This is a genomic window from Pelagibacterium luteolum (genome assembly GCF_900100665.1).
GTDB classification, from domain to species: Bacteria; Pseudomonadota; Alphaproteobacteria; order Rhizobiales; family Devosiaceae; genus Pelagibacterium; species Pelagibacterium luteolum.
Map to the genome: position 1 here is coordinate 101,657 of NZ_FNCS01000003.1, position 22,136 is coordinate 123,792.

Sequence of the window (22,136 nt, forward strand, 5' to 3'; positions counted from 1 at the left end):
CCCGCACAACACCGTCTTCGCCTTTGAAAATGGCAGTAGTTTGGTGAACGCCGCGTGAATATTTCGCGCCCCACCCGCGATTTTCATTGCAAAATGCGAATCCCTGCGCAAGCATTTGCCCTATCGATGGGCGAATGCTCACATAGGGAGGCACAAAATGAACCAGCTTGAGGGTAAACGCGCGCTCATCACCGGCGCTGCACGCGGCATTGGCCTCGCCTTCGCAAGGGCCTACATTGCCGAAGGCGCCCACGTCACCATCGCCGACATCGACCTCGACGCCGCCCGCCGCGCTGCCGCCGATCTCGGTCCGTCCGCCAGCGCCGTCAGAATCGATGTCGCCGACCAGTCCTCGATCGAAGCCGCCGTCACCGAGGTAGACGCCAATGGTGGCATCGACATCCTCATAAACAACGCCGCCCTGTTCGATCTCGCGCCGATCGTCGACATTACGCGCCAGAGCTTTGATCGCCTCTACGCCGTCAACGTCGCCGGCACCCTGTTCACACTACAGGCGGTTGCCAAAACCATGATCGCCCGGGGCAAGGGCGGCAAGATCATCAACATGGCCAGCCAGGCCGGCCGCCGCGGCGAAGCGCTTGTCGGCGTCTATTGTTCCACCAAAGCCGCCGTCATCAGCCTCACCCAATCAGCCGGGCTCGACCTCATCAAGCACGGCATCAACGTCAACGCCATCGCCCCCGGCGTCGTCGATGGCGAGCACTGGGACCACGTGGACTCCCTTTTCGCCCGACACGAAAACCTCGCACTCGGAGAAAAAAAGCACCAGGTCGCCGCCGCCGTTCCCTTCGGCCGCATGGGCACCGCCGAAGACCTCACCGGCATGGCCGTCTTCCTCGCCTCCCCCGCCGCCGACTACATCGTCGCCCAAACCTACAACGTCGATGGCGGCAACTGGATGAGCTGACCCCGACCGCCACCCTCGGGCTCGACGCAAGGCTCTACGCAGTACGAGCCCAACAACTGCCGTTAGGGCCTTATCCCCAACAACCTTGCCAACGCCAGCACCAGATTGGACCGGTTCAGCGTATAGAAATGAAACTCCGTTACACCTGAATCCAGCAACTCCGTCACTTGCTCGGCAGCAACCGCCGCCGCCACCAGCGCATGCGTCTCGGGATCGTCCTCCAGCCCCTCGAACCGATCCGCCAGCCATTGCGGGATCGACGCCCCGCACCGCCCGGCAAACCCGGCAATCTGCTTGAAGCTGTGGATCGGCTGCACACCCGGCACGATCGGCGCTTCCACGCCGGCCTTGCGTGCGCGCTCCACGAACCGCCAGTAATCGGCGTTCTCGAAAAACATTTGCGTAATCGCCCGATCCGCCCCTGCATCGAGCTTGCGCTTTAAATTATCGATCTCTGCATCCCAATCGGGGCTCTGCGGGTGCTTTTCCGGATACGCCGCCACCGAAATATCGAAATCCCCAAGCTTGCGAATACCCGCCACGAGGTCGGCAGCGTTCCTGTACCCATCGGGATGGGGTGTAAAAGGCTGCCCCACACCCTCCGGCGGATCGCCCCGCAGCGCCACGATCCGGTTGACCCCCGCTTCGGCATAACCGCGCACCACGGCGTCCACCTCGTCCCGCGTCGCCCCGACACAGGTCAAATGCGCCGCTGCCGGCACGCCCGTCTCATTGGTAATCCGCGAAACCATGCGCAACGTGCGCTCACGCGTCGAACCGCCAGCGCCATAGGTCACGGAAACAAAGCGCGGGCCGAGTGGCGCCAGACGCGACAGGCTGTCCCAGAAACGCTCCTCCATCGCGTCGGTCTTGGGCGGGAAAAATTCGAAACTGACCTTGATGTCGGGCCGCACGGCATCCGGCTGGCGGCTGGGTCTGTTTTCGCCCCTGATTGGTCCCACGATAAATAGTCCTCTTACAGATTGGGTCGGCCAAGCGACCATAGACACACCGTCAGCCCGTCGGGCGCAGTGGGTGGAAAACGTTTGGTGTCCGCGATGACCAGCCCGGCGGCATCCGCCCACAGCGCCATCTGCTCATCGGAAAGCCCAAGCCGCCGATGCGCCTGCTCTTCCCTCAGAAACTCGTGATCATGCGGTGCAAAATCGACAACCAGCACGCGCCCGGCCGACGACAGGCACGCTGCCACATGCATCAGCGCCACGCCCGGATCATCGAAATAATGCAGCACCTGATGCAGCATCACGAGGTCCGCGCTGCCGGCATAATCGGTCAATTCCGAGATGTCGCCCAATCGCACCTGCGCATGGGAGATAGCCCCGGCATCGAGCTTGGCACGGGCCACGGCCAGCATCTCGCGACTGGTGTCGACACCGATGCCATGATCGTAGCGCTCGGCGAGCAATTCGAGCATGCGCCCCGTGCCGGTCCCCAGATCGAGAAAGCGGGCCACCCGGTCCTGCCCCACCGCAGAGACGATGGCGCTTTCAACCGCAGCCTCGGGAATGTGAAGGCTCCGCAGCCGATCCCAACTCTCCGCAATGGTCGCAAAATAATCCGCTGCCCGCTCCCGCTGCAGCGTCCGCAGCCCATCGAGACGAGCGTGATCGCCGGCCAGTTCCCGACCCTCGCGATCGCAGTGCTCCACGATCCAGTCGCATAACGACCCACTCGTGCCATGCCGGTTGAGCCGAAAATACGCCCAAGCTCCCTCGGCGTGCCGCGTCACCAACCCGGCGTCCACGAGAAGCTTCAAATGCCGGGAAATGCGCGGCTGGCTCTGCCCCAGGATCTCGGTCAAATCCTTGACGCTCAATTCGCCATGCGCCAGCAACGCAAGAATCCGCAGCCGCGTGCTCTCGCCTGCAGCCTTGAGAATCCCAACGATGTCGTGCGATTTGGACACGGCAACTCTTCCCCGATGGGGCGAATACATCGCCCTCAATTCAGGGACATAAAGATATCTTTATATCTACGATGTCAAGCGTATGAGCGACCGGGGTGTCCGCCCTGAGCGCCATCCCACCCCCAACCGTCACCCTCGGGCTCGACCCGAGGGCTCACAGCCGCGAGCCTTACGCTACAGCCTCTTCCGCCGTCCTGCGACGGAATGAGTGCGACCGCCACAATTCGAAAATGCCTGAAGCTTCCTCTTCGCTCAAGGCCTCGAAGCGCTTGCGGACGTTTTCGACATCCTGCCGGCTCGGCATATCGCGCCACGGCAAAACGCTCACCACCGATTCGAATAATTCCGCATCCAGTCCGATGGCCCGCGCTGCGACGGTGAACGCCACATAATCCTGCATCGCCAGCCATTTGACGACGATTTCCGGTCGCACTTCGAGCAGCATGGTCAGCCCCGCCGCCGTGTGATGCCCATAGCCGAACCGGGTAAACCTGTGCAGCGCCTTGAGGTCGAACCGGCGGCGATCAGCCAGCGCTTTCACCTGGTTCCAGGCGAGCTTCCATTCCTGCGCGGAAAAGCCCGCCTCGTTCTTGATCCGGTTATAAACGACGGCTTGCACCCGCGAGGCCGTCACCTGCCCGTCGCTACGCGTCAAAAGCCCCAAGCTCTCGAGCGCCCGCGCGCCAACGGCAGACACTTCCGCCCGAATTTCCTGCCAGTCGATATCGCCGCGGCTGCGCAGCGCGTGCGACAGGGCCTCGTTCTGCTGTGCCACTTCAGCGATCTTTTCGATCGCCTTGCGACTGAGCTGGGCCTGCCCATTGCGCAAAAGCCGTGTGACTGAAGGCTCCTGCCCAAACGCAGCAATCGCCTCTCCCACGCGCGGGGTCAGCCCCTTGCGGCTGGCAATCGCCACGCGATGGGCCTCGGTCTCGTGCTCGGCAATTTCAATCAGATCGTCGTCGGACAGAACGCTGGAAAATTCCAGCAGGGGCGCCGCGACTTCGATCACGTCATGGGCCAACCGCAGAACCACCGAACCCGGCGCCCGCTCCAGCGGGGCCAAAAGCTTGGCGACATGCGCCCGCGCCTCCGTCTCGACGATGTCGGCTAACTGGCACAACACCTCGTCATATTGCGCCACTTGCTCGTCGTCGCAACGATCCGACACATAGGAGAACAATTGCGCCAGATTGCGGATCAGATGATCGCGCTCGACGGCATCCGACTCGCCATTCAAAACCTTGAAATTGGCGAACGCTCTGAGGTTTTCACGCGCTTCGTTCATATCTGTCTCCCCGGCCAATGCCGCATGACAGATGCACCCTGCCTCAGGGAGATTTTCAGCCCGCTGAATTCAGTGGATCGCATTTTAATCAAATGGAACTTTCCACAAACAAAAAGGGCCCGGCATTCAACGCCGGGCCCTTACCATTTGATGCGTCAGGATTTATTCCGCAGCAGATATCGCTGCCGGACGCTCCTGCTTGCCGGCCGCGATCGCATTGCGAACGCCCTGGCCGTAATCGGGATGGATCTGATCGAACAGCTTGCACTGGCGCTCGATGATCTCGTCGGGCACGCCATCCATAGCCGCTGCGATATTGGCGAACAGGCGCTTTTTCTGCCCGTCGTCGAACAGGTTGAACAGCGCACGCGGCTGACCGAAATCGTCATTGCCGATACGGTGGTTGTACCGGTCCGCATCGCCCGAAATCTTGAGCGGCGGCTCGAGCTTCGTGCGGTCTTCGACCGGGCCATTGACGCTGTTGGGCTCGTAATAGGCGTCCGGGTTGCCCGTCTTGATCCCACCATAGACGTTCATCTGCCCGTCGCGATGATAGTGATGCACCGGGCATTTCGGCGCGTTGACCGGAAGCGACTCGTAATGGGTGCCCAGACGATACCGGTGCGCATCCGCATAAGAGAATACGCGCGCCTGCAGCATCTTGTCAGGCGAATGGCCGATGCCCGGCACGATGTTGGAGGGCGAGAACGCCACCTGCTCGATTTCCGCGAAGTAGTTGTCGGCGTTGCGGTTCAATTCCAGGACACCGATGTCGATCGGCGGATACTCGCCATGCGGCCACACCTTAGTGAGGTCGAACGGGTTGTATTCGGTCTTTTCCGCATCGGCTTCCGGCATGATCTGCACCTGAACGGTCCAGCGCGGGAACCGGCCCTCTTCGATCGCCCCGAACAGCTCTTCCTGATAGCTCTCGCGGGTCGAACCGATGACCTTTTCGGCTTCTTCGTTGGTGTAGTGCTTGTGGCCCTGCTGGGTCTTGAAGTGGAACTTCACCCAGAACCGCTCGCCCGCATCGTTCCAGAACGAATAGGTGTGCGAGCCGTAGCCGTTCATGAACATCGGCGCCACGGGCAGCCCGCGATCGCTCATCAGGATCGTCACCTGGTGCAGGCTTTCGGGCGAAAGCGACCAGAAATCCCACATCGCCGTCGCCGAGCGCAGATTGGTCCGCGGATGACGCTTCTGGGTATGGATGAAGTCCGGAAACTTCAGCGGATCGCGCACGAAGAACACGGGCGTGTTGTTGCCAACAAGGTCCCAATTACCCTCTTCGGTATAGAACTTGATCGAAAACCCGCGCACGTCGCGCTCGGCATCGGCCGCGCCCAGTTCGCCCGCAACGGTCGAAAACCGCAGGATCAACGGCGTTTCCGAACCCGGCTGCAGCGCCTTGGCGCGCGTATATTTCGAGATATCGCCAGTGATCTTGAGCGTACCATGAGCACCCCAGCCCTTGGCATGCACCACGCGCTCAGGAATCCGCTCGCGGTTCTGGTGCGCCAGCTTTTCGATCAGCTGGTAATCCTGCATCAACACAGGACCGCGCGGACCTGCGGTGATCGAATTCTGGTTGTCGGGAACCGGTGCTCCCGCGGTCGTCGTCATTGTCGGCTTATCGGACATGAGGCCTCCTAGTTTGTATCGATTCTAAACTGATGACCGTCCCTACACCCTGCCCGCCGATCATGCAAATTGATAATTCTGACCATTGTGATAAGTTTTGCTTACCATTAGTGTACGGCAGCGCCAGCAACCGCACCCCGAGGCCGCCCGATGCACACCATCACCCTCCGCCAGCTCCACTACGCCCAGATCATCGCCGAAGAGGGCCATTTCGGCCGCGCCGCCGAACGCTGCCACGTCACCCAGCCCGCCCTTTCCCAGCAGGTCAAAGCGCTCGAAGACCGCTGCAAGGCCCCCATCTTCGACCGCCTCGGCAAATCGGTCCGCCTCACTCCGTTCGGGCGCGATTTCCTGACCCACGCCGGCCGCGTCCTCAACGCCGCCAGCGATCTTGAAACCTTCGCAGACATGTCCGCCGGCCACCCCTCGCGCCCACTGCGCTTCGGCTTCATCCCAACCGTCGCGCCCTACCTGCTCCCCGACATCCTGCCCGCCCTCAAGGACGCGCTCCCTGCCACCCATTTCTCCGTCAGCGAAGGCAAGACCGAGCGCCTCACCGCAGCGCTGACCGATGGCAATATCGACCTCGCCCTCATCGCCACCGATATCGATCAGCCCAACCTTACCTCGACCCCGCTCTTTGCCGACCCCTTCGTCCTCGCCACCCAGAAGGGCACGACGATCACCGAGCCGGTCAGCCTCCCCGACCTGCCGCGTGAACAATTCCTGCTGCTCGAAGAAGGCCATTGCCTGCGCGACCAGATGGTCGATGCCTGCGCCCTAAAACCCGATCTGCAAGGCCGGACTTTCGCCGCCACCTCGCTCACCACCATTCTGGAGCTCGTCGCCAACGGCTACGGCGTCACCCTCTTGCCCGCCATCAGCTTGCGCCGTGAAGCCCACAACCAGCGCATCGCCCTCCACGCCCTGAGCGCGCCCGGCGCCGCCCGCCTCCTCCGCCTCGTCTGGCGCTCCGGCTCCCCCTACGACGCCCTCTTCCGCCAGATCGGCGCCATCGTCAAAGCAGTCGGCAACGCCAATCTGCAGAGCGATTTGCACACACAGTAGGGTGCTTGAATTCAGGTCAGGGCGAGTCGAGAACGGTGGTGTTCGAGAACCGGAACCGAGCGTAGGTTCGCCGTTCGCAGGCCGCCATCACCTGAATATCAAGTACCCTAAGCCGGCTTCGGCCCCTGCCCCCGCGCCCTGAACAGCCCATACGAAAATATCCCCAGCGACACCCAAATCAGGAAAAAGCTCAGCAGCCGCGCCGGCGTCAGTTCTTCCCCAAACAGCACCACCGCCGTCAAAAACTGCAGCGACGGCGCGATGTACTGAAACATCCCGATCGTCGACAGCCGCAACTGCCGCGCCGCAAACGCAAACATCACCAGCGGCACCGCCGTAAACGGCCCCGTCATCACCAGAAACAGCGTCGTCATCGGATCAGCGTAAAAGTCCGGCTGCGGCCCCAGCAGCAGATAGAGGATATAGGCAGCACTCAGCGGCACCAGCACCGCGGTCTCGATTCCGAGCCCCGCTGCCGACCCCACATTCACCGTCTTACGCACATAGCCATAGAACGCAAAGCTGAATGCCAGCGCCAGCGATACCCAGGGCATGCTCCCCACGCCCACCGCCTGGATCACGATGGCGATCAGCGCCACGCCGATGGCAATTGCCTGCGTCCGCGACAGCTTCTCGCCCAACAGCAACATGCCGATCGCCACGCTCACCAGCGGATTGATGAAATAGCCAAAGCTCACTTCCAGAACGAGCTCATTGCCCACCGCCCAGACGAAAATCAGCCAATTGACCGCAATCAGCACCGCTGACGCGCACATGGCCAGAACCGTCCGCCGATCCCGCAGCGCCACCCGCACCTCGCCAAACTGCCGCCGCATCGCAAGGATCAGCGCCACGAACACCAGCGAGCAGAGGATGCGATTGGCCACCACCCCCACCGGATCGACATTTTCCAGCAGCTTGAAAAAGATCGGGAGCACGCCCCAAAGCGTATAGGTCGTCAGTGCCGCAATGACCCCGAGCCGCACATTGTCCCCGTCCGCAGGCCGTGGTGACCGCACGCCTTTGGCTGCGGGAGCGCCTTCGATCGATGTCATGGGAATACCTTGAGCGAGAAGTCTGAATTCAAACTGTAAGGGCCGACAGGCGTCAGCGCCAGCCACAGTTTGTGATGGCATCCATCACTCAGCGTTGCCTTCGCCGGTCAACGTCGCCAGAAATTCGACGAGCAGTGGATTGAACAGGTCCGGCCGCTCCATATTGGGCAGATGGGCCGTGCCTTCGATCACCACGGCAAAGGCGTTCTCCATTTCCTCGGAGAGATCGTCGTGCCGATTGACGATATGGGGAAAATCGAGATCACCAGCCACCAGAAGCGCCGGCGTATCGATGGTTCCCACCTCGTCATGGGCCGCCTCCGCCGGCTCCTCGCGCGTCAGCTTGGGCTTGCGCAGGATATTGCCGTTCATAGCCTTAAACAGCGCTCGCACCGGATCGCCCACCCGCCCGCTGTCGGACAATGGCCCATCGAGCCACGCATGCGCGTCCACGGCATTGATGGCATCAGCGTCCCCGGCGTCCTCAACCGCCTCCATGGCATGCACGATCGTCATGATCTCGGGCGGCAGATACGGCGCCTTCGCCCCCGAAATCGACGTCCCCATCAGCACCAGCCCGGCCACCCGCTCAGGGTTCGCCAAGGTAAAATCGATCGCCAGCGCGCCGCCCATCGACGCCCCTACGACGATGGCCGCATGGATGCCCAGCCCATCGAGCACGGCTTCTAAATCCTCGAGATGCGAAAACCCCTCATCGGGCGAATGAGTCTCCCCAAACCCCCGCCGGTCATAGGCGACGCCCCAAAACCCCGCGCTGGCCACCGCTTCGATCTGGCTCTCCCACATCCGGCTGTCGCACACCCCCGCATGCAAAAACACCACCGGAATCCCCTCCCCGGCCTCAAGCCCGGTAAAGGTCGCGTTGTCGATTTCGAGAGAAAAAGGCTCGGTCATGAAACGATCCTAGCGCAAAAAATATGGGCCGGGGATACACCCCCGACCCACATTCACAATTGATTTGTCTAACAGTCGCGTAACCTACCCCAGTCATCCCGGGATTTATTCCCGGGATCGAGAGCCCGAGCCCACTAACAGCCCCAGCCCTACCGCGTCAGCGGCTTATAGCTCACCCGCTTGGGATTGACTGCATCCGGCCCCAGACGCCGCACCTTGTCGGCCTCATAGTCCTGGAAGTTGCCCTCGAACCATTCAACATGGCTGTCGCCTTCAAACGCCAGCATGTGCGTCGCGAGGCGATCGAGGAACATGCGATCGTGCGAGATGATAACGGCGCAACCGGCGAATTCTTCCAGCGCCTCTTCCAGTGCCGCAAGCGTTTCGGTGTCCAGATCGTTGGTCGGTTCGTCGAGCAGCAGAACGTTCGCGCCCGATTTCAGCATCTTGGCCAGATGCACCCGGTTGCGTTGCCCGCCGGAAAGCGTGCCCACCGGCTGCTGCTGATCGCCACCCTTGAAATTGAACGACGATGTGTAAGCGCGTGAATTCACTTCGCGCTTGCCCAGCTTGATGATGTCGTTGCCGCCCGAGATTTCCTCCCAGACAGACTTTTTGGGATCGAGGCTGTCGCGGCTCTGGTCGACATAGCCGAGATGCACGCTCTCGCCCACTGTGACCGAACCACTGTCGGGCTGTTCCTGCCCCGTCAGCATCTTGAACAGCGTCGATTTACCCGCGCCGTTCGGCCCGATGACGCCCACAATGCCGCCGGGAGGCAGCTTGAACGACAGATCCTCGATCAACAGTCGGTCGCCATAGCCCTTGGATACGCCCTCGATATCGATGACGTTCTGGCCCAGCCGTTCGCCGGGCGGAATGATGATCTGCGCCGTATTGGACTGCGTCCGCGACTCGTTGACCTTGTAGAGTTCGTCATAGGCCCGGATACGTGCCTTGGACTTGGTCTGGCGCGCCTGCGGCGACTGGCCCAGCCATTCCTTTTCGCGCTCGAGCACCTTGGACCGTGCCTGATCTTCGCTCTTTTCCTGCGCCATGCGCTTGGCCTTGGCAGTCAGATAGGCCGTATAGTTCCCCTCGTAAGGGATCGACCGGCCACGATCGAGCTCCAAAATCCACCCCGTCACATTGTCGAGGAAGTAGCGATCGTGGGTGATGATGAGGACAGCGCCCGGATATTCGCGCAAATGCTTTTCCAGCCAGGCTGTGGTTTCGGCGTCCAGATGGTTGGTCGGCTCGTCAAGCAGCAGCAGGTCGGGCTGCGCCAGCAGCAACTGGCACAGTGCCACACGGCGCTTTTCACCCCCCGAAAGCGCGGTCACGCCGGAATCGCCCGGTGGGCACCGCAGCGCGTCCATCGCCATCTCGACCTTGGAATCGAGGTCCCAAAGGTCTTCAGCGTCGATCCTGTCCTGAAGCTTGGAGGCCTCGTCCGCCGTCTCGTCGGAATAGTCCATCATCAGCTCATTGTAGCGATCGAGGACGGCCTGCTTTTCCTTGACCCCAATCATGACGTTGCCCTTGACGTCGAGCTGTTCGTCAAGCTTGGGCTCCTGCGGCAGATACCCGACAGTCGCCCCATCGGCGGCCCAAGCCTCGCCCGTAAACTCGGTATCGATCCCCGCCATGATCTTCAGAAGCGTCGATTTACCCGCACCGTTCGGGCCCAAAATGCCGATCTTGGCGTCGGGGTAAAACGAGATATTGACGTTGTCGAGCACCTTCTTGCCGCCGGAATAGGCCTTCGACATGCCGTGCATATGATAGATGAATTGACGCGCCATAAAGCGGGTGCCTCTTGGAATTCTTACGGAAAAAACGTTGGCGCCGTATGTAGGCCAAGCAGCGCCGAGGTGCAATGGGGCGGCAAGAGCGACGGCATGCCCCCCAACAATCCCCACCCCAAGATGCGCCATAAGCCCAAGCCCCCGAGCGCCTACGGCCGCCGCGTCTTCCAGTCTTCGCACATCAATGCCAAACTGCCCCTACCAAATCACTCCACCAAAGGTGCCGCCATTTCTGCTCGACCGCACACGCCGCTCTCGCTCTCCGAATTTTTCGCGCCCGGCGACCGCCCCCTGCGCCCCGGCCAGCGCGCTGAACTGCGCACAATCGCCCATGACGGCTCCAATGAGACCACAGTCCTGATCGCGGACCAGGTCATCGAAGCCCCGAACTGGACGCCCGACGGCCAATGGCTGATCTTTAACGCCGGCGGCGAACTCTGGCGCATCCCCGCCGACGGCAGCGCAAAGCCCGAACAGATCGACACCGGCTCCATCCGCCGCCTCAACAACGATCACGTCCTCTCGCCTGACGGCCAGACGATCTACATGAGCAATGGCGACGGCCACCTCTATGCGGTCCCGATCTCAGGCGGCGAGCCGCGAAAAGTTTCCAACGATCACGAGGGCTTCTTCCGCTACTACCTCCACGGCATCTCCCCTGACGGCCAGACCCTGTCCTTCGTCGCCATCGAAGGCGACGAGCCCCGCCGCATCAACATTTTCACAATTCCATCGGCCGGTGGCCCCGACACGCGCCTGTCCGACATCGACAAGCCCAATGACGGCCCCGAATTCTCCCCCGACGGACAGTGGATCTATTTCAACTCTGAACGCGCCGCAAAAACCCCAGGCCACGCCCAGATTTTCCGCATGCACCCGGACGGCACCAATATCGAACAGCTAACCACTGACGCCCGCGTCAACTGGTTCCCCCATCCCTCGCCCGATGGCGAATGGATCGTCTTTATCAGCTACCCCGAAAACACCCTCGGTCACCCCGCGGACAAATCCGTCATTCTCCGCCGCATGCGCCCCGACGGTAGCGACCAATCCGACATCACCGCCTTTTTCGGCGGCCAGGGCACCATCAACGTCAACTCATGGTCCCCCGACAGCCAACACTTCGCCTATGTGGCCTACCCCATGGATTAGGTCTCAATCCAAACCGGCACGGACTTGAACGCCGGCGTCTTCGACCGCGGATCGATCTCCGTCCCCACCAGCACATTGGCCTCGGGATAATAGGCCAGCGCCGACCCGCGCGGGACGTCGAACGCCATGGCTTTCAGCCCCCGCATCACCCCTTGCGCCGATGCGATGTCGATGGACGCACCCTCGGCGATGCCCATCTCGTCCATGTCCTTGCCGTTGAGCAGCACCGACCAGCGCGGCGCCTTGTTGCGATACCCATCGGTCTCTTCATAAACGATAGTGTTGAACTGCCCCTCCGAGCGGATCGTCGCCAGCGTCAGGGCCTTCCTGCCCTCCGGCGCCCGCGCCATCTCGGGCAGCGGAAACACCCGGAAATGCCCGCGCCCATTGTCGGTGCTGAATGTCGGCTCGTGCATCACCCGGTTGGAAATATGGAACTCGCGCTTGGCCACATCGATATCGGCCAGCTTCTCCAATCCCGGCACGATCTCCGCGATAGCCTTCCGCACCTCGGCATGTTTCTTGAACGCCTGAAAATCGATCGGCCCGCCGGGCATCAGCCGCGTCGCAAGATCGGAGAGGATGACGCTCTCGGGCCGCACATTGCCAAGCCGCTCGATGCCGCCATCCGACAGGCGCACGAAATTGAACATGGATTCCTGCGTCGTCGGCTCCCACTCCTCGTCCCGCGCGGTCACCGGCAGGATGAGGCTATCGCTGTCATCATGCCCATGCACGTGCCCCAGATTGAGCGTCGTAGTCAAAAACAGCTTGAACCCGATCCTGTCGAGCGCCACCCGCGCCCATGCCGTATCCGGCGAAGCGCCATAAAGGTTGCCGCCCATGATCACCGCGGCATCGATCTCGCCCCGATGCGCCGCGTGCAGGCACGCCATAGTGTCCATGCCCTTGTCCCGGCTCAGGCTGATCCCGAAATGGCGCTCCATTTCCGCCATGACGTCCTCGGCCAGCATCGGCTTGACCCCGATCGTCCCGATCCCCTGTACGTTGGAATGCCCGCGCAACGGCAAAAGCCCCGCATTGGGCCGCCCGATCATGCCGCGCAGTAGCGCCAGATTGGCGATGGATTCGACGTTCTCCACCCCATGGACATGGTGCGTCATGCCCATGCCCCAGGCAAAAACTACATTCCTTGCGTCCGCATACCGCCGCGCCACACGCTCGATTTCACCGCGCGAACACCCCGTCGCCGCCTCAATGGCCTCCCAGGACAGCACCTCGACATCGGCCCGATAATCGTCAAACCCGCTCGCATGCGCACCGATAAACGCGGCGTCCTCGGCACCCATCTCCAGAACCGCCTTGGCGATCCCCTTCATCAGCGCAATATCGGCTCCGATGCGCGGCTGCAGATAATCCGATGCGATCTCATCCCCGCCCTTGAGCATGGAGGTGGGCGATTTCGGCACGGCAAATTTCACCAGCCCCGGCTCCTTGGCCGGATTGATAACGATCACATCGCCACCCTGATCGCGGCAATGCTTGAGCATGTGAATGAAACGCGGGTGATTGGACGATGGATTGGCCCCGATCACGAAGATCAGATCGGCACCCTTGAGGTCCGCCAATTCGACCGTCGCCGTCCCCTTGCCGATGGTCGTCGCCAGCCCCTCGCTCGTCGCCTGATGGCAATAATAAGAGCAATTGTTGACGTTGTTGGTCCCGAAAACCCGCGCCAGAAGCTGGAAGATGAACCCCGCCTCGTTCGACGACCGCCCCGAGGAATAAAAGAAACTCCGGTCCGGCGTCGTCGCCAACATACGCTCCGCTGCATGATCGAGCGCCCAGTCCCAATCCACAACGCGACAGCGATCCGCGCCGGCCGGCTTGTAGATCGGATCGCCGAGCCGCCCCAGATGCTCCATCTCCTTGCCCGTCAGTTCCTTCAATTCGGCAATCGGATGCTCGAAAATCGCATGCGGGATCGCGGGCTGAATGTCGGTCGATTGCGCCTGCACCGATTTGTTGCAGACCGATGGAAACTCGCCCAACTCATTGGTCATCCCGCCCATCTGCCCGCCCATGCCATAGGCGCAGGCCTTGCACGTATTCTTGGCGGTGAGTGCCTTGGCCGCCTTGCCCACGCCCATGCGGGCAACGGTCTGAAGCGTGTAGAGCACCTTCTTGGGGCCACCGCCGACGGTTTGATGCGATTGGGACATAACGCGTTCTCCTCGCCCCATATGGCCACGCGATTTATCGCAGCGCAACCGACCACATACGCCAGGGTGTAGCGACACCGTCGCACTTGGCGTACCAGATGAACGCGACGCCGCTAAACTTCTGAATCGATTCGCAATGTCACGCGCCCAGACCCGTCCTTCTCCTCTTCATATCTTCCTCGCCTTCGGCAGCGGCGGCCTCCTGACGCTGATGGTCGATTTCAACGGTCTCGTCGCCTTCCATGGCGGCGCGATGTATTCGTCATGGGTGGCCCATGGCACCGGCACCATCGCCGCCATCGCCTTTCTTGCGCTCATGCGCCTGCGTACCGCGCCGGGCGAAACCGCTCCAAAACCCGCAGCCCCCCTCTGGGCCTATCTCGGCGGCGTCTCGGGCGCGATAACAGTCATGCTGACCTCGATTACCGTCAATTCGGCCCTCGCCCTCTCCGGCACGCTGGCCCTCGGCCTCGCCGGTCAGGTGCTGTTCTCGCTCGCCGCCGACCGATGGGGCCTTTTCGGCCTGCCCCAACGCATCCCCAAGATCCGCGATTTCGGCGCCGTGGCGCTGATCTTTGCCGGATCGCTCATCATCATTTTTGCGAACGGGTAGAGCCATGACCCTCGCCATCCTCTACGCCCTCCTCGCCGGCATCCTCGTCTCGCTCTCGCGCCAGCTCAATGGCCGCCTCGCGCTCTCGACCACAGCGCTCATAGCCTCGTTCTGGAACCACATCGTCGGCTTTGCGCTCCTCACCGTCCTCGGCCTGATCCTTGGCGGTCTCTGGCCCCAGGGCGCGCTCGACGCCCCTTGGTACGCCTATCTCGGCGGCACCATCGGGGTGATTTTCGTCGCATCGGGCAGTTGGCTCATTGCCCGCATCGGCGCGATCAACACCGCCATGCTGGTCATCGGCGGCCAGATGATCTTCGGCGTTCTCTTCGACACGCTGCGCGGTAACACCGACAATCTCGTCCTCAACCTTTTGGGCGTCGCCCTCATCATCGCGGGCATGGCACTGACGCAAAAGCGCAGCTGATGCGACATTCTTGGCTCTCGCCGAACGCACTGCAGAGGCGTACATAAACAGCGTTCAACCGGAGGCCGATCGTGCTCCAGACGTTCCTGATCCCCGTCGCTGGCTTGATGATCCTCGTTGCAGCGATCAAGGGCCTGATGCCGAAGGCCGGCTGGCGCGAACGCCTTTATTCGGCATTCGCCGGAAGCTGGTCCGGTTTCGGCGTGGCGATCTATCACCCCATCTGGCTCGGCCGCTTTGCACCGATCGGCTGGGTGCACAACGCCAACCTCGTCATGATCTTCGGCCTCGGCCTCGTGCTGCTCGGCGTCCTCGGCGCCTCGATCCTCATCGGCGACCGCTAGCTGTCACCCGCGCAAATCTTGGCTGACCCTATCGGTATAAACCTTCTCCTGCGCGGCATAGGCCCGTTGGTACGCCGGCCGCGATTCCCCTCGCGCCACATAGGCAATGAGATTTGGGAACGCCTCCAGGATCCCGTCGCCCTCGATGCGCCGCAGCACCAGCACCATCAAAAGATCTGCGGCACTGAAATCCCCGTCCAGCCACGCCCCATCCCCCAGATGATCGGATAGTTGCGCGAGCCGCACCCGCGCCCTCTCATCCATCACGGCCGTAAGTTCGGAAAACCACGGCCTGCTACCGACGGTAAAATGGGCCTGCTCCCGCTCTATGATCGGTGGCTCCACAGTATTGAGCGCCGCAAACATCCAGGTGATAGCACGCGCCCGCGCGTCCGGCGCCGCGGGCAGCAACGCACCATGATGCTGAGCGATGTGAAAGACGATGGCGCCCGTCTCGAACAGGGTCAGATCGTCCTCGCGATACACGGGGATCTGCCCGAATGGCTGTTGCCTCAAATAGGGCGCCTGCTTCATCTGCGCAAAAGAGACCAGTTCGACCCGATACGCCAGCCCCGCTTCCTCCAGCGCCCAGCGCACCCGCATGTCGCGCGCCAATCCGCGCCCCTGGTCCGGCGACGCTTCGAATGCTGTGATCGTGATGGTCATCGTTTGTCTCCCGTTCTACGAGATAAAGACGATGCGCGCTTCCTGGCTCCGACAATGGGCCCGCTATTTCAACCCGCCATCGTCGTCGACCGATGCGCCCAGCCCGTGGTCCGCTTTTCGATCCACGCCATCAGCGCATACATAACGATGCCCTCCACCGCGAGCATCACCAGTCCCGCAAAAACCAGCGGCACGTTGAACTGGCTCTGCGCCGCGCTCATCATGTAGCCCAGCCCCGAATTGGCAGCCACCGTCTCGGAAATAACCGATCCGACGAACGCCAGCGTAATCGCGACCTTCAGCGACCCGAAGAAATACGGCATCGAGCGCGGAATCCCCACCTTGAGCATGATGTCCATCTTCTTGGCCCCGAGCGCTCGCAGCACGTCTTCAGTCTCGGGCTCGATCGTCGCCAGCCCCGTCGCAACGTTCACCACGATGGGAAAGAACGCGATTAAAAATGCCGTCAGCACCGCCGGCACTGTCCCGATCCCGAACCAGATCACCAGAATGGGAACCAGCGCCACCTTCGGAATGGCATTGAACCCGACCATGATCGGGTACAGCCCCGCATAAATCGTCCGCGACCATCCGACCAGCAGCCCAAGGGCCAGCCCCCCGACAACCGCAAGGATGAACCCCAGCGAGGTGGTATAAAGCGTCTGGATGGAGTGCCGCTGGATCGCCGGCCAATACTGGATGATCGCCTGAAACACGCGCGACGGCGCCGGCAGGATGGTGTGCGGCAGGCCCGAAAGTTGAACCCCCAATTCCCAGATCGCAAACAGCGCGATCGTATAGATCCAAGGCATGAACGGCAGCCAGTTGATTGGCTTGCGCGCTATTGGCGTCGAAACGGCTACAGTAGGTGCTGGACTATCGGTCATGCCACGGCCCTCGCATCGGCGATCTCGGCGCGGAGCGAATGGACGAGGTCGTTAAACGCCGGCTCATACATCAACTCGAGTTGCCGGGGCCGCGCAAACGGCACCCTGTGGACGTTCAAGACCCGTCCCGGACGCGCACTCATGACATGGATCGTGTCCGCCAGAAACGCAGCCTCGCGCAGATCGTGCGTCACGAGGACAATGGTGACCCCTTGCGCCGCATGCAGATCACGAATGACCTGCCACAACTCCTCACGCGTAAACGCATCGAGCGCACCGAAGGGCTCGTCGAGCATCAACAGTTCCGGTTCGTGAATAAGCGCGCGGCAGAGATTGGCGCGTTGCTGCATCCCGCCCGACAATTGCCAGGGAAATTTCGATCCAAAGCCCTTGAGCCCCACGGTATCGAGCAGCGCTTCGGCCTTGGCCACATATTCCGCCTTATGCCTGCGCAACCTGTGCCGATGCCGCTCGACGATCTCGAGCGGAAGCAGAATGTTATCCAGCGTCGTGCGCCAGGGCAGCATCGTGGGGTTCTGAAACGCCATGCCGACAATCGATACGGGCTTGGTCACATGTGTCCCGGCCACGGTCACAAGACCCGATTGCGGAATGTGCAATCCCGTAACCAACTTCATGAGCGTGGACTTCCCGCAGCCCGACGGCCCGACCACGGCGGCAAACTCGCCCTTCTCGACAACCATGTTGAGCCCGGCAACCGCCAGCGTCCCATCCGGCCCGCCATAGCGCATATCCACCTGATCGATGGCCACGAGTGGCTTTGTCATATCTTCCCCTTGCAACCGATCGACCGGCCAAACCCGACAAGGTGGAGAGCGCCGACCAGCACCACCCCACCCAGCAAGTCATCCCGGATCCATACCCGGGATTCAACCTCAGTGTCGGCCCCGGGATCGAACGCCAAAAGCCCCGATCCCGGACCCGAACCAGCCCTACTGCAGCATCCGCTCTTCAGCCGGCGGCAGGAAGCTGTCGTCGAAAACATCTGCTGCGGAAATGTCCGAAGAAATCCCGATCGAAGTCCCCAACTGCTCGATAGCCGCATCGAGACGATTCATATCGACGCCACCGAACCCGTTCTCCTGAACGTAGGACGTGTTGATGTTCATCGCATTGGCCATTTCCAGCCGCTCGGTCTCAATAGCGACATCGAGAATATCGTTGGCGGCAACCACGGCGGCAGCGCCCGCTGCCGGATCGGCAACAGCGTCCGCAAACCCCTTGGTCAGGGCGCGGAGCATGCCCTCGACGACCTCGGGATTGGCCTCGGCAAAGTCGGTGTTGACCATGATCGAATTGCCGTAAAGCGCCAGACCGTGATCGGCCATCATGATCGGCACGATGTCGTCATCCGCCACGCCCTGAGCCTTGAGGTTGAGGATGACCGAAAACGCAAACCCGAACACGGTATCCACATCGCCCTGCGCCAGCATCGGCTCACGCACCGGGAAACCGATGGATTCGATGGTGATGTCGGTGGTGTCGATGCCCGAGGCCTCGACGAAGGCCGGCCACTGCGCGAATGCGCCATCCGGTGGCGGCGCGCCGAGCGTCTTGCCTTCGAGCGATGCCGGGTCTTCAGTCACGCCCAGCGACCGGCGACCGACGACCGAAAATGTCGGGGTCTCATAGACCATCATGATCGCCTTGATCGGCTGATCGACATCTTCATCGAGGAACTTGATCAGCGAATTGATGTCACCGAACCCCATGTCATATGCGCCGGTCGCAACGCGCGGAATGACTTCCACCGACCCATTGCCGACGTCGAAGGTCACATCGAGACCTTCCTCTTCGAAATAGCCATTGGCCTCGGCCAGCATGAAGCCGGCGGCCGGCCCTTCGATACGCCAATCGAGCGTGAAACGAACCGGCGTCAGATCCTGCGCCACGAGCGGGGACGCGAGCCCTGCGCCCAAAACGAGAGAGCCGGCAGCCAGCGTCAACAGTCTGCGGAAAAGCATGATGGAGTTACCCCTTGGTTGTGCCCATGGGCGATCAAAGCCTTTGGCATTTTGACTGTAAAGTAAAAAATGCCAGCAATTGAGCACGAGCGCGACGATGCTCAAACTCTAGGCTGAACGCCTATTTTGATCTCGCATATTTGCCAAAATTTGCCGCTTATACGGGCAGGCCACCGAACGACTTCACCTCGCGGATAGACATGTTTGAATGCACCCGCGCGATTCCCGGCAGCCGCGCCACGAGATCGCGATGCAACCGCTCGAACGCCGTCGCGTCCTCGCACACCACCCGCAATATATAGTCGGACTGCCCCGCCATGAGATGACACTCCAACACCTCGGGGATGGTCTTCACCGCCTTCTCGAATGCTTCGAGCGTCGTGTCGCTCTGGCTCACCAGCGAAACCTCGATGAAAAACTGCATCGAAAGGCCCAGCCGCACCCGGTCGAGCATCGCTCGATATCCGGCGATATAGCCCTTTTCTTCAAGCGACTTGAGACGGCGATGGCACGCCGATGCCGACAGCCCCACAAGGTCCCCGAGATCCTGCATCGACCGCGCTGAGTCACGCTGAATGGCGCGCAATATCTTGCGATCGATATCGTCCATCGGCAGGTTCATTGTGTCAGTTCCTCCACTTACGCAATGCCATTGCACATGCTGCACATGAACGATCCAATTCTGCAACCTGCGTGTGCCCGCTATGCCCTAGAATTTCCAGTCTGAACGGGAGGAGAAAACATGCGCATCGGTGTACCGAGAGAAATCAAGAACCATGAATATCGGGTCGGCCTGACCCCCGAAAGCGTCGCGGAACTCGCCGCTGCAGGCCATGAGATCATCATCGAAGCGAGGGCCGGAGCCGGCATCGGTGCCAGCGACGCCGCCTACGAAAGTGCAGGCGCGACGATCGCCCCCGACGCTGCGACGGTTTTTAGCCGGGCCGAAATGATCGTCAAGGTCAAGGAGCCCCAGGCCGCCGAGCGTGCCATGCTCACCGCCGACCACGTCCTTTTCACCTATCTCCACCTCGCCCCCGACCCCGACCAGACCGCCGATCTCGTCAAATCCGGCGCCGTCTGCATCGCCTATGAGACCGTCACCGACGCCACTGGCGCCTTGCCCCTTCTAAAACCCATGAGCCAGGTCGCCGGCCGCATGTCGATCCAGGCCGGCGCCACAGCGCTCGAAAAATCCCATGGCGGACGCGGTGTTCTCCTTGGCGGCGTCCCCGGCGTTCACCCGGCCAAAGTCCTCGTCCTCGGCGGCGGTGTCGTTGGCTTCAACGCGGCGCAGATGGCTGTCGGCATGCAGGCCGACGTCACAATTCTCGATAAAAGTTCGACCACCCTCGAGCGCCTTTCGACCCATTTCGGCGCTTCGGCAAAAGTCCTCTATTCCAACCGCGCCGCCGTCGCCTCGGCCATCGCCGACGCCGACCTCGTAATCGGTGCGGTCCTCGTCCCCGGCGCCGCGGCCCCCAAACTCGTCAGCCGCGACATGCTCGCAACGATGCAGCCCGGTGCCGTACTCGTCGACGTCGCCATCGATCAGGGCGGTTGCTTTGAAACCTCACGCCCCACCACCCACGCCGACCCAACCTATACGGTCGACGGCATCGTCCACTACTGCGTCGCCAACATGCCCGGCGGCGTCGCCCGCACCTCGACCTACGCGCTCAACAACGCAACCCTGCCCTTCACCCTGGCCCTCGCCAACAAGGGCTGGAAACAGGCCCTGCGTGACGACATCCACCTCCGAAACGGCCTCAACATCGCCAACGGCCACGTCACCTGTGCGCCCGTGGCCGAAATTCTGGGCTACGAGACGGTGGCGGCAGATAGCCTCTTGAACTAGGGGATCGCAGCTGGATCGATGGTGTAGATCAACAAGCCCGCATCATCGGTCCATCCCGCCGAAACGATCTGCTCGGGATCGATCAGCATCTGCTCCAATCCTGCGCGAATGTCCGGCATCGTATTGAGATACGTCATCAGCTCCCGCGAGGGCTCGTACCCGCACACCGAAACATCGACGCGCCGGATATAGACTGACGCCTCAGGCATTTCGGCCTCCATGAACGCATCGCGATGCTGGGCAAAGACATCGGCCTCAAGACAGTCTGCAGCCTCCGCAGGATCGCTGGGCAAGCGCATCTGCGACAGGGGCGCATGCAATTCCGCTGCATCGGGCTCAGCCGTGACATCGTCCGTCGTGCCTGAACTCGCCCCCTCGGGCGCCGATCGTGGCGAACTGGACGCCGCCTCCTCGGCACCGCCCCCGCCGAGCGAAATCCCGCCCCCAACGGTTTCCGAACGCTCATCGACGCCAAGCCGCACTGACCCGCCCGCATCGACGGCGATGCCATCATCCCCGATATCGACAGTCGCGCCCCCCTCCATCGCCCTCTCGATGGTGGTGTCGCTCGGCCCAATCCTCAAGCCGTTCGCGCTGCTGCCATCGAGTTCGATGCGCTGCGCCACGACGGGGCTCGCCAGAACCAGGGCCGCAACGAAAATACCGGTCACTCTGCGTTTCATCTCAAATTCTCTTCACAAAAAAGGCGCGGTGCACTGGGCACCGCGCCAATCATTTCAGTTAGCAATGCCGATTAGTCATTGCTCTCGGTATAGATGGTGATCGAGCCATCATTGTGGTTATCGAGCGCCACGACATCGGAGATATCGATGTTGTTGCCCGAAAGCGCGTTGCTCAGGGCCGAATTGCCGCTGATCTCGTTCTGGAGGTCCGAGATATTCGTGCTGTTGCCCGAAAGGACTTCGTTGAACGCTGTGGCGTCAAAATCGTTGAACGCTTCGCTCACATCGACGATGGAAACCTCAGACACGTCGGACAGGTCCGAAACGTCGAAATTGCCCGCTTCGATGGCGCCAACCAGGTCGGAGAACGTGCCGATATCGCCAACCGAAGCATCGCCACCGGTCACATCGCCACCCGTTACGTCGTCGACTGCATCGACATCGCCACCGGTTACGCTGTTGGTCACGTCATCGATCGTGTCGCTGACGCCCAGATCAGTGGTGACGTCGTCGACAGTGTCGTTCACGCCAAGGTCGTTCGTGACATCGCTGGTCACGTCATCGACGGCGTCTACTGTGCCTTCAACGGTCGAACCGACGCTGTCGAGAATGCTGGTATTTTCGGAATCCTGCGCAATGGCAGCCGAGGTCAAGAGAGCGGCACCGGCAACACCGGCGAGAAGGGTCTTGGCAAGATTTTTCATT

The 22,136-nt window shown here is 61.6% G+C and carries 22 protein-coding genes; 7 read left to right on the forward strand and 15 right to left on the reverse strand.

Annotated elements, in window-relative coordinates; all coding sequences use genetic code 11:
- The first annotated feature begins 157 nt into the window (after positions 1-157).
- The gene (locus BLR31_RS07015; RefSeq protein WP_090594011.1) at positions 158-928 is read left to right on the forward strand and encodes an L-iditol 2-dehydrogenase; all 771 of its coding nucleotides are present in this window, start codon (positions 158-160) and stop codon (positions 926-928) included.
- A gap of 62 nt (positions 929-990) precedes the next feature.
- Here the strand turns inward: BLR31_RS07015 and metF are convergent, their stop codons facing one another.
- The 4 genes from metF to BLR31_RS07035 form a co-directional block, all read right to left on the reverse strand.
- Positions 991-1,890, reverse strand: coding sequence for a methylenetetrahydrofolate reductase [NAD(P)H] (gene metF, locus BLR31_RS07020; RefSeq protein WP_425287219.1), 900 nt, complete (start codon positions 1,888-1,890; stop codon positions 991-993).
- Positions 1,891-1,904: 14 nt separating this feature from the next.
- Positions 1,905-2,855: an ArsR/SmtB family transcription factor gene (locus BLR31_RS07025; RefSeq protein ID WP_090594016.1), complete on the reverse strand. Its 951-nt coding sequence runs from the start codon at positions 2,853-2,855 to the stop codon at positions 1,905-1,907.
- A 169-nt stretch (positions 2,856-3,024) separates the two neighbouring features.
- Positions 3,025-4,143 (reverse strand): DUF2336 domain-containing protein, encoded by a 1,119-nt coding sequence (locus tag BLR31_RS07030; RefSeq protein ID WP_090594019.1) that lies wholly within the window; start codon positions 4,141-4,143, stop codon positions 3,025-3,027.
- Positions 4,144-4,305: 162 nt separating this feature from the next.
- Positions 4,306-5,787: a catalase gene (locus BLR31_RS07035; RefSeq protein ID WP_090594022.1), complete on the reverse strand. Its 1,482-nt coding sequence runs from the start codon at positions 5,785-5,787 to the stop codon at positions 4,306-4,308.
- Positions 5,788-5,937: 150 nt separating this feature from the next.
- Between BLR31_RS07035 and BLR31_RS07040 the strand changes: the two genes are divergently transcribed.
- A complete protein-coding gene (locus BLR31_RS07040; RefSeq protein WP_090594024.1) occupies positions 5,938-6,855 on the forward strand; it encodes a hydrogen peroxide-inducible genes activator in 918 nt (305 codons plus the stop codon).
- A gap of 107 nt (positions 6,856-6,962) precedes the next feature.
- Here BLR31_RS07040 and rarD read toward each other — a convergent pair whose 3' ends face one another.
- The 3 genes from rarD to ettA all read right to left on the reverse strand — a co-directional run bounded on the left by rarD (position 6,963) and on the right by ettA (position 10,630).
- A complete protein-coding gene (rarD, locus tag BLR31_RS07045) occupies positions 6,963-7,910 on the reverse strand; it encodes an EamA family transporter RarD (RefSeq protein WP_176762557.1) in 948 nt (315 codons plus the stop codon).
- 84 nt (positions 7,911-7,994) lie between these two features.
- A complete protein-coding gene (locus BLR31_RS07050) occupies positions 7,995-8,825 on the reverse strand; it encodes an alpha/beta fold hydrolase (RefSeq protein WP_090594029.1) in 831 nt (276 codons plus the stop codon).
- A 149-nt stretch (positions 8,826-8,974) separates the two neighbouring features.
- On the reverse strand, positions 8,975-10,630 hold the full coding sequence (ettA, locus tag BLR31_RS07055) for an energy-dependent translational throttle protein EttA (protein WP_090594032.1): 1,656 nt from the start codon (positions 10,628-10,630) through the stop codon (positions 8,975-8,977).
- A 96-nt stretch (positions 10,631-10,726) separates the two neighbouring features.
- Between ettA and BLR31_RS07060 the strand changes: the two genes are divergently transcribed.
- Positions 10,727-11,785, forward strand: a complete 1,059-nt coding sequence (locus BLR31_RS07060; protein ID WP_244504972.1) for a TolB family protein — start codon at positions 10,727-10,729, stop codon at positions 11,783-11,785.
- Here the strand turns inward: BLR31_RS07060 and BLR31_RS07065 are convergent.
- Positions 11,782-13,968 (reverse strand): FdhF/YdeP family oxidoreductase, encoded by a 2,187-nt coding sequence (locus tag BLR31_RS07065; protein ID WP_090594035.1) that lies wholly within the window; start codon positions 13,966-13,968, stop codon positions 11,782-11,784. The genes BLR31_RS07060 and BLR31_RS07065 overlap by 4 nt on opposite strands.
- Positions 13,969-14,104: 136 nt before the next feature.
- On the opposite strand from BLR31_RS07065, the gene BLR31_RS07070 reads away from it, so the two are divergent.
- The 3 genes from BLR31_RS07070 to BLR31_RS07080 all read left to right on the forward strand — a co-directional run bounded on the left by BLR31_RS07070 (position 14,105) and on the right by BLR31_RS07080 (position 15,352).
- The gene (locus BLR31_RS07070) at positions 14,105-14,581 is read left to right on the forward strand and encodes a DMT family transporter (protein WP_090594038.1); all 477 of its coding nucleotides are present in this window, start codon (positions 14,105-14,107) and stop codon (positions 14,579-14,581) included.
- 4 nt (positions 14,582-14,585) lie between these two features.
- Positions 14,586-15,008, forward strand: coding sequence for a DMT family transporter (locus BLR31_RS07075; protein ID WP_090594040.1), 423 nt, complete (start codon positions 14,586-14,588; stop codon positions 15,006-15,008).
- A 71-nt stretch (positions 15,009-15,079) separates the two neighbouring features.
- On the forward strand, positions 15,080-15,352 hold the full coding sequence (locus BLR31_RS07080) for a hypothetical protein (RefSeq protein ID WP_143009337.1): 273 nt from the start codon (positions 15,080-15,082) through the stop codon (positions 15,350-15,352).
- Positions 15,353-15,355: 3 nt separating this feature from the next.
- Here the strand turns inward: BLR31_RS07080 and BLR31_RS07085 are convergent, their stop codons facing one another.
- From BLR31_RS07085 to BLR31_RS07105, 5 genes are all read right to left on the reverse strand, one after another.
- Positions 15,356-16,018, reverse strand: coding sequence for a glutathione S-transferase family protein (locus tag BLR31_RS07085; protein WP_090594047.1), 663 nt, complete (start codon positions 16,016-16,018; stop codon positions 15,356-15,358).
- Between the two features lie 68 nt (positions 16,019-16,086).
- Complete coding sequence (locus BLR31_RS07090) at positions 16,087-16,905, reverse strand: ABC transporter permease (protein ID WP_090594049.1); 819 nt, start codon at positions 16,903-16,905, stop codon at positions 16,087-16,089.
- Positions 16,902-17,693, reverse strand: a complete 792-nt coding sequence (locus BLR31_RS07095) for an ABC transporter ATP-binding protein (RefSeq protein WP_176762558.1) — start codon at positions 17,691-17,693, stop codon at positions 16,902-16,904. Before BLR31_RS07095 ends, BLR31_RS07090 begins: the two co-directional genes overlap by 4 nt.
- A gap of 165 nt (positions 17,694-17,858) precedes the next feature.
- Positions 17,859-18,890 (reverse strand): ABC transporter substrate-binding protein, encoded by a 1,032-nt coding sequence (locus tag BLR31_RS07100; protein ID WP_090594051.1) that lies wholly within the window; start codon positions 18,888-18,890, stop codon positions 17,859-17,861.
- Positions 18,891-19,047: 157 nt separating this feature from the next.
- Complete coding sequence (locus BLR31_RS07105; RefSeq protein ID WP_090594054.1) at positions 19,048-19,512, reverse strand: Lrp/AsnC family transcriptional regulator; 465 nt, start codon at positions 19,510-19,512, stop codon at positions 19,048-19,050.
- Positions 19,513-19,632: 120 nt separating this feature from the next.
- On the opposite strand from BLR31_RS07105, the gene ald reads away from it, so the two are divergent.
- A complete protein-coding gene (ald, locus tag BLR31_RS07110; protein ID WP_090594057.1) occupies positions 19,633-20,748 on the forward strand; it encodes an alanine dehydrogenase in 1,116 nt (371 codons plus the stop codon).
- On the opposite strand, the gene BLR31_RS07115 is transcribed toward ald, so the two are convergent.
- Complete coding sequence (locus BLR31_RS07115) at positions 20,745-21,431, reverse strand: hypothetical protein (RefSeq protein WP_090594059.1); 687 nt, start codon at positions 21,429-21,431, stop codon at positions 20,745-20,747. The genes ald and BLR31_RS07115 overlap by 4 nt on opposite strands.
- A gap of 71 nt (positions 21,432-21,502) precedes the next feature.
- Positions 21,503-22,135, reverse strand: a complete 633-nt coding sequence (locus tag BLR31_RS07120) for a hypothetical protein (protein WP_143009338.1) — start codon at positions 22,133-22,135, stop codon at positions 21,503-21,505.
- Position 22,136: the final 1 nt, after the last annotated feature.

Bases quoted from the DNA above. Each gene is read 5' to 3' on its own strand.
- BLR31_RS07015 (WP_090594011.1), top strand. From the start codon at position 158: ATGAACCAGCTTGAGGGTAAACGCGCGCTCATCACCGGCGCTGCACGC.
- BLR31_RS07030 (WP_090594019.1), bottom strand. From the start codon at position 4,143: ATGAACGAAGCGCGTGAAAACCTCAGAGCGTTCGCCAATTTCAAGGTT.
- BLR31_RS07035 (WP_090594022.1), bottom strand. From the start codon at position 5,787: ATGTCCGATAAGCCGACAATGACGACGACCGCGGGAGCACCGGTTCCC.
- BLR31_RS07040 (WP_090594024.1), top strand. From the start codon at position 5,938: ATGCACACCATCACCCTCCGCCAGCTCCACTACGCCCAGATCATCGCC.
- rarD (WP_176762557.1), bottom strand. From the start codon at position 7,910: ATGACATCGATCGAAGGCGCTCCCGCAGCCAAAGGCGTGCGGTCACCA.
- BLR31_RS07050 (WP_090594029.1), bottom strand. From the start codon at position 8,825: ATGACCGAGCCTTTTTCTCTCGAAATCGACAACGCGACCTTTACCGGG.
- ettA (WP_090594032.1), bottom strand. From the start codon at position 10,630: ATGGCGCGTCAATTCATCTATCATATGCACGGCATGTCGAAGGCCTAT.
- BLR31_RS07060 (WP_244504972.1), top strand. From the start codon at position 10,727: ATGCCCCCCAACAATCCCCACCCCAAGATGCGCCATAAGCCCAAGCCC.
- BLR31_RS07065 (WP_090594035.1), bottom strand. From the start codon at position 13,968: ATGTCCCAATCGCATCAAACCGTCGGCGGTGGCCCCAAGAAGGTGCTC.
- BLR31_RS07070 (WP_090594038.1), top strand. From the start codon at position 14,105: ATGTCACGCGCCCAGACCCGTCCTTCTCCTCTTCATATCTTCCTCGCC.
- BLR31_RS07075 (WP_090594040.1), top strand. From the start codon at position 14,586: ATGACCCTCGCCATCCTCTACGCCCTCCTCGCCGGCATCCTCGTCTCG.
- BLR31_RS07085 (WP_090594047.1), bottom strand. From the start codon at position 16,018: ATGACCATCACGATCACAGCATTCGAAGCGTCGCCGGACCAGGGGCGC.
- BLR31_RS07090 (WP_090594049.1), bottom strand. From the start codon at position 16,905: ATGACCGATAGTCCAGCACCTACTGTAGCCGTTTCGACGCCAATAGCG.
- BLR31_RS07095 (WP_176762558.1), bottom strand. From the start codon at position 17,693: ATGACAAAGCCACTCGTGGCCATCGATCAGGTGGATATGCGCTATGGC.
- BLR31_RS07100 (WP_090594051.1), bottom strand. From the start codon at position 18,890: ATGCTTTTCCGCAGACTGTTGACGCTGGCTGCCGGCTCTCTCGTTTTG.
- BLR31_RS07105 (WP_090594054.1), bottom strand. From the start codon at position 19,512: ATGAACCTGCCGATGGACGATATCGATCGCAAGATATTGCGCGCCATT.
- ald (WP_090594057.1), top strand. From the start codon at position 19,633: ATGCGCATCGGTGTACCGAGAGAAATCAAGAACCATGAATATCGGGTC.
- BLR31_RS07115 (WP_090594059.1), bottom strand. From the start codon at position 21,431: ATGAAACGCAGAGTGACCGGTATTTTCGTTGCGGCCCTGGTTCTGGCG.
- BLR31_RS07120 (WP_143009338.1), bottom strand. From the start codon at position 22,135: ATGAAAAATCTTGCCAAGACCCTTCTCGCCGGTGTTGCCGGTGCCGCT.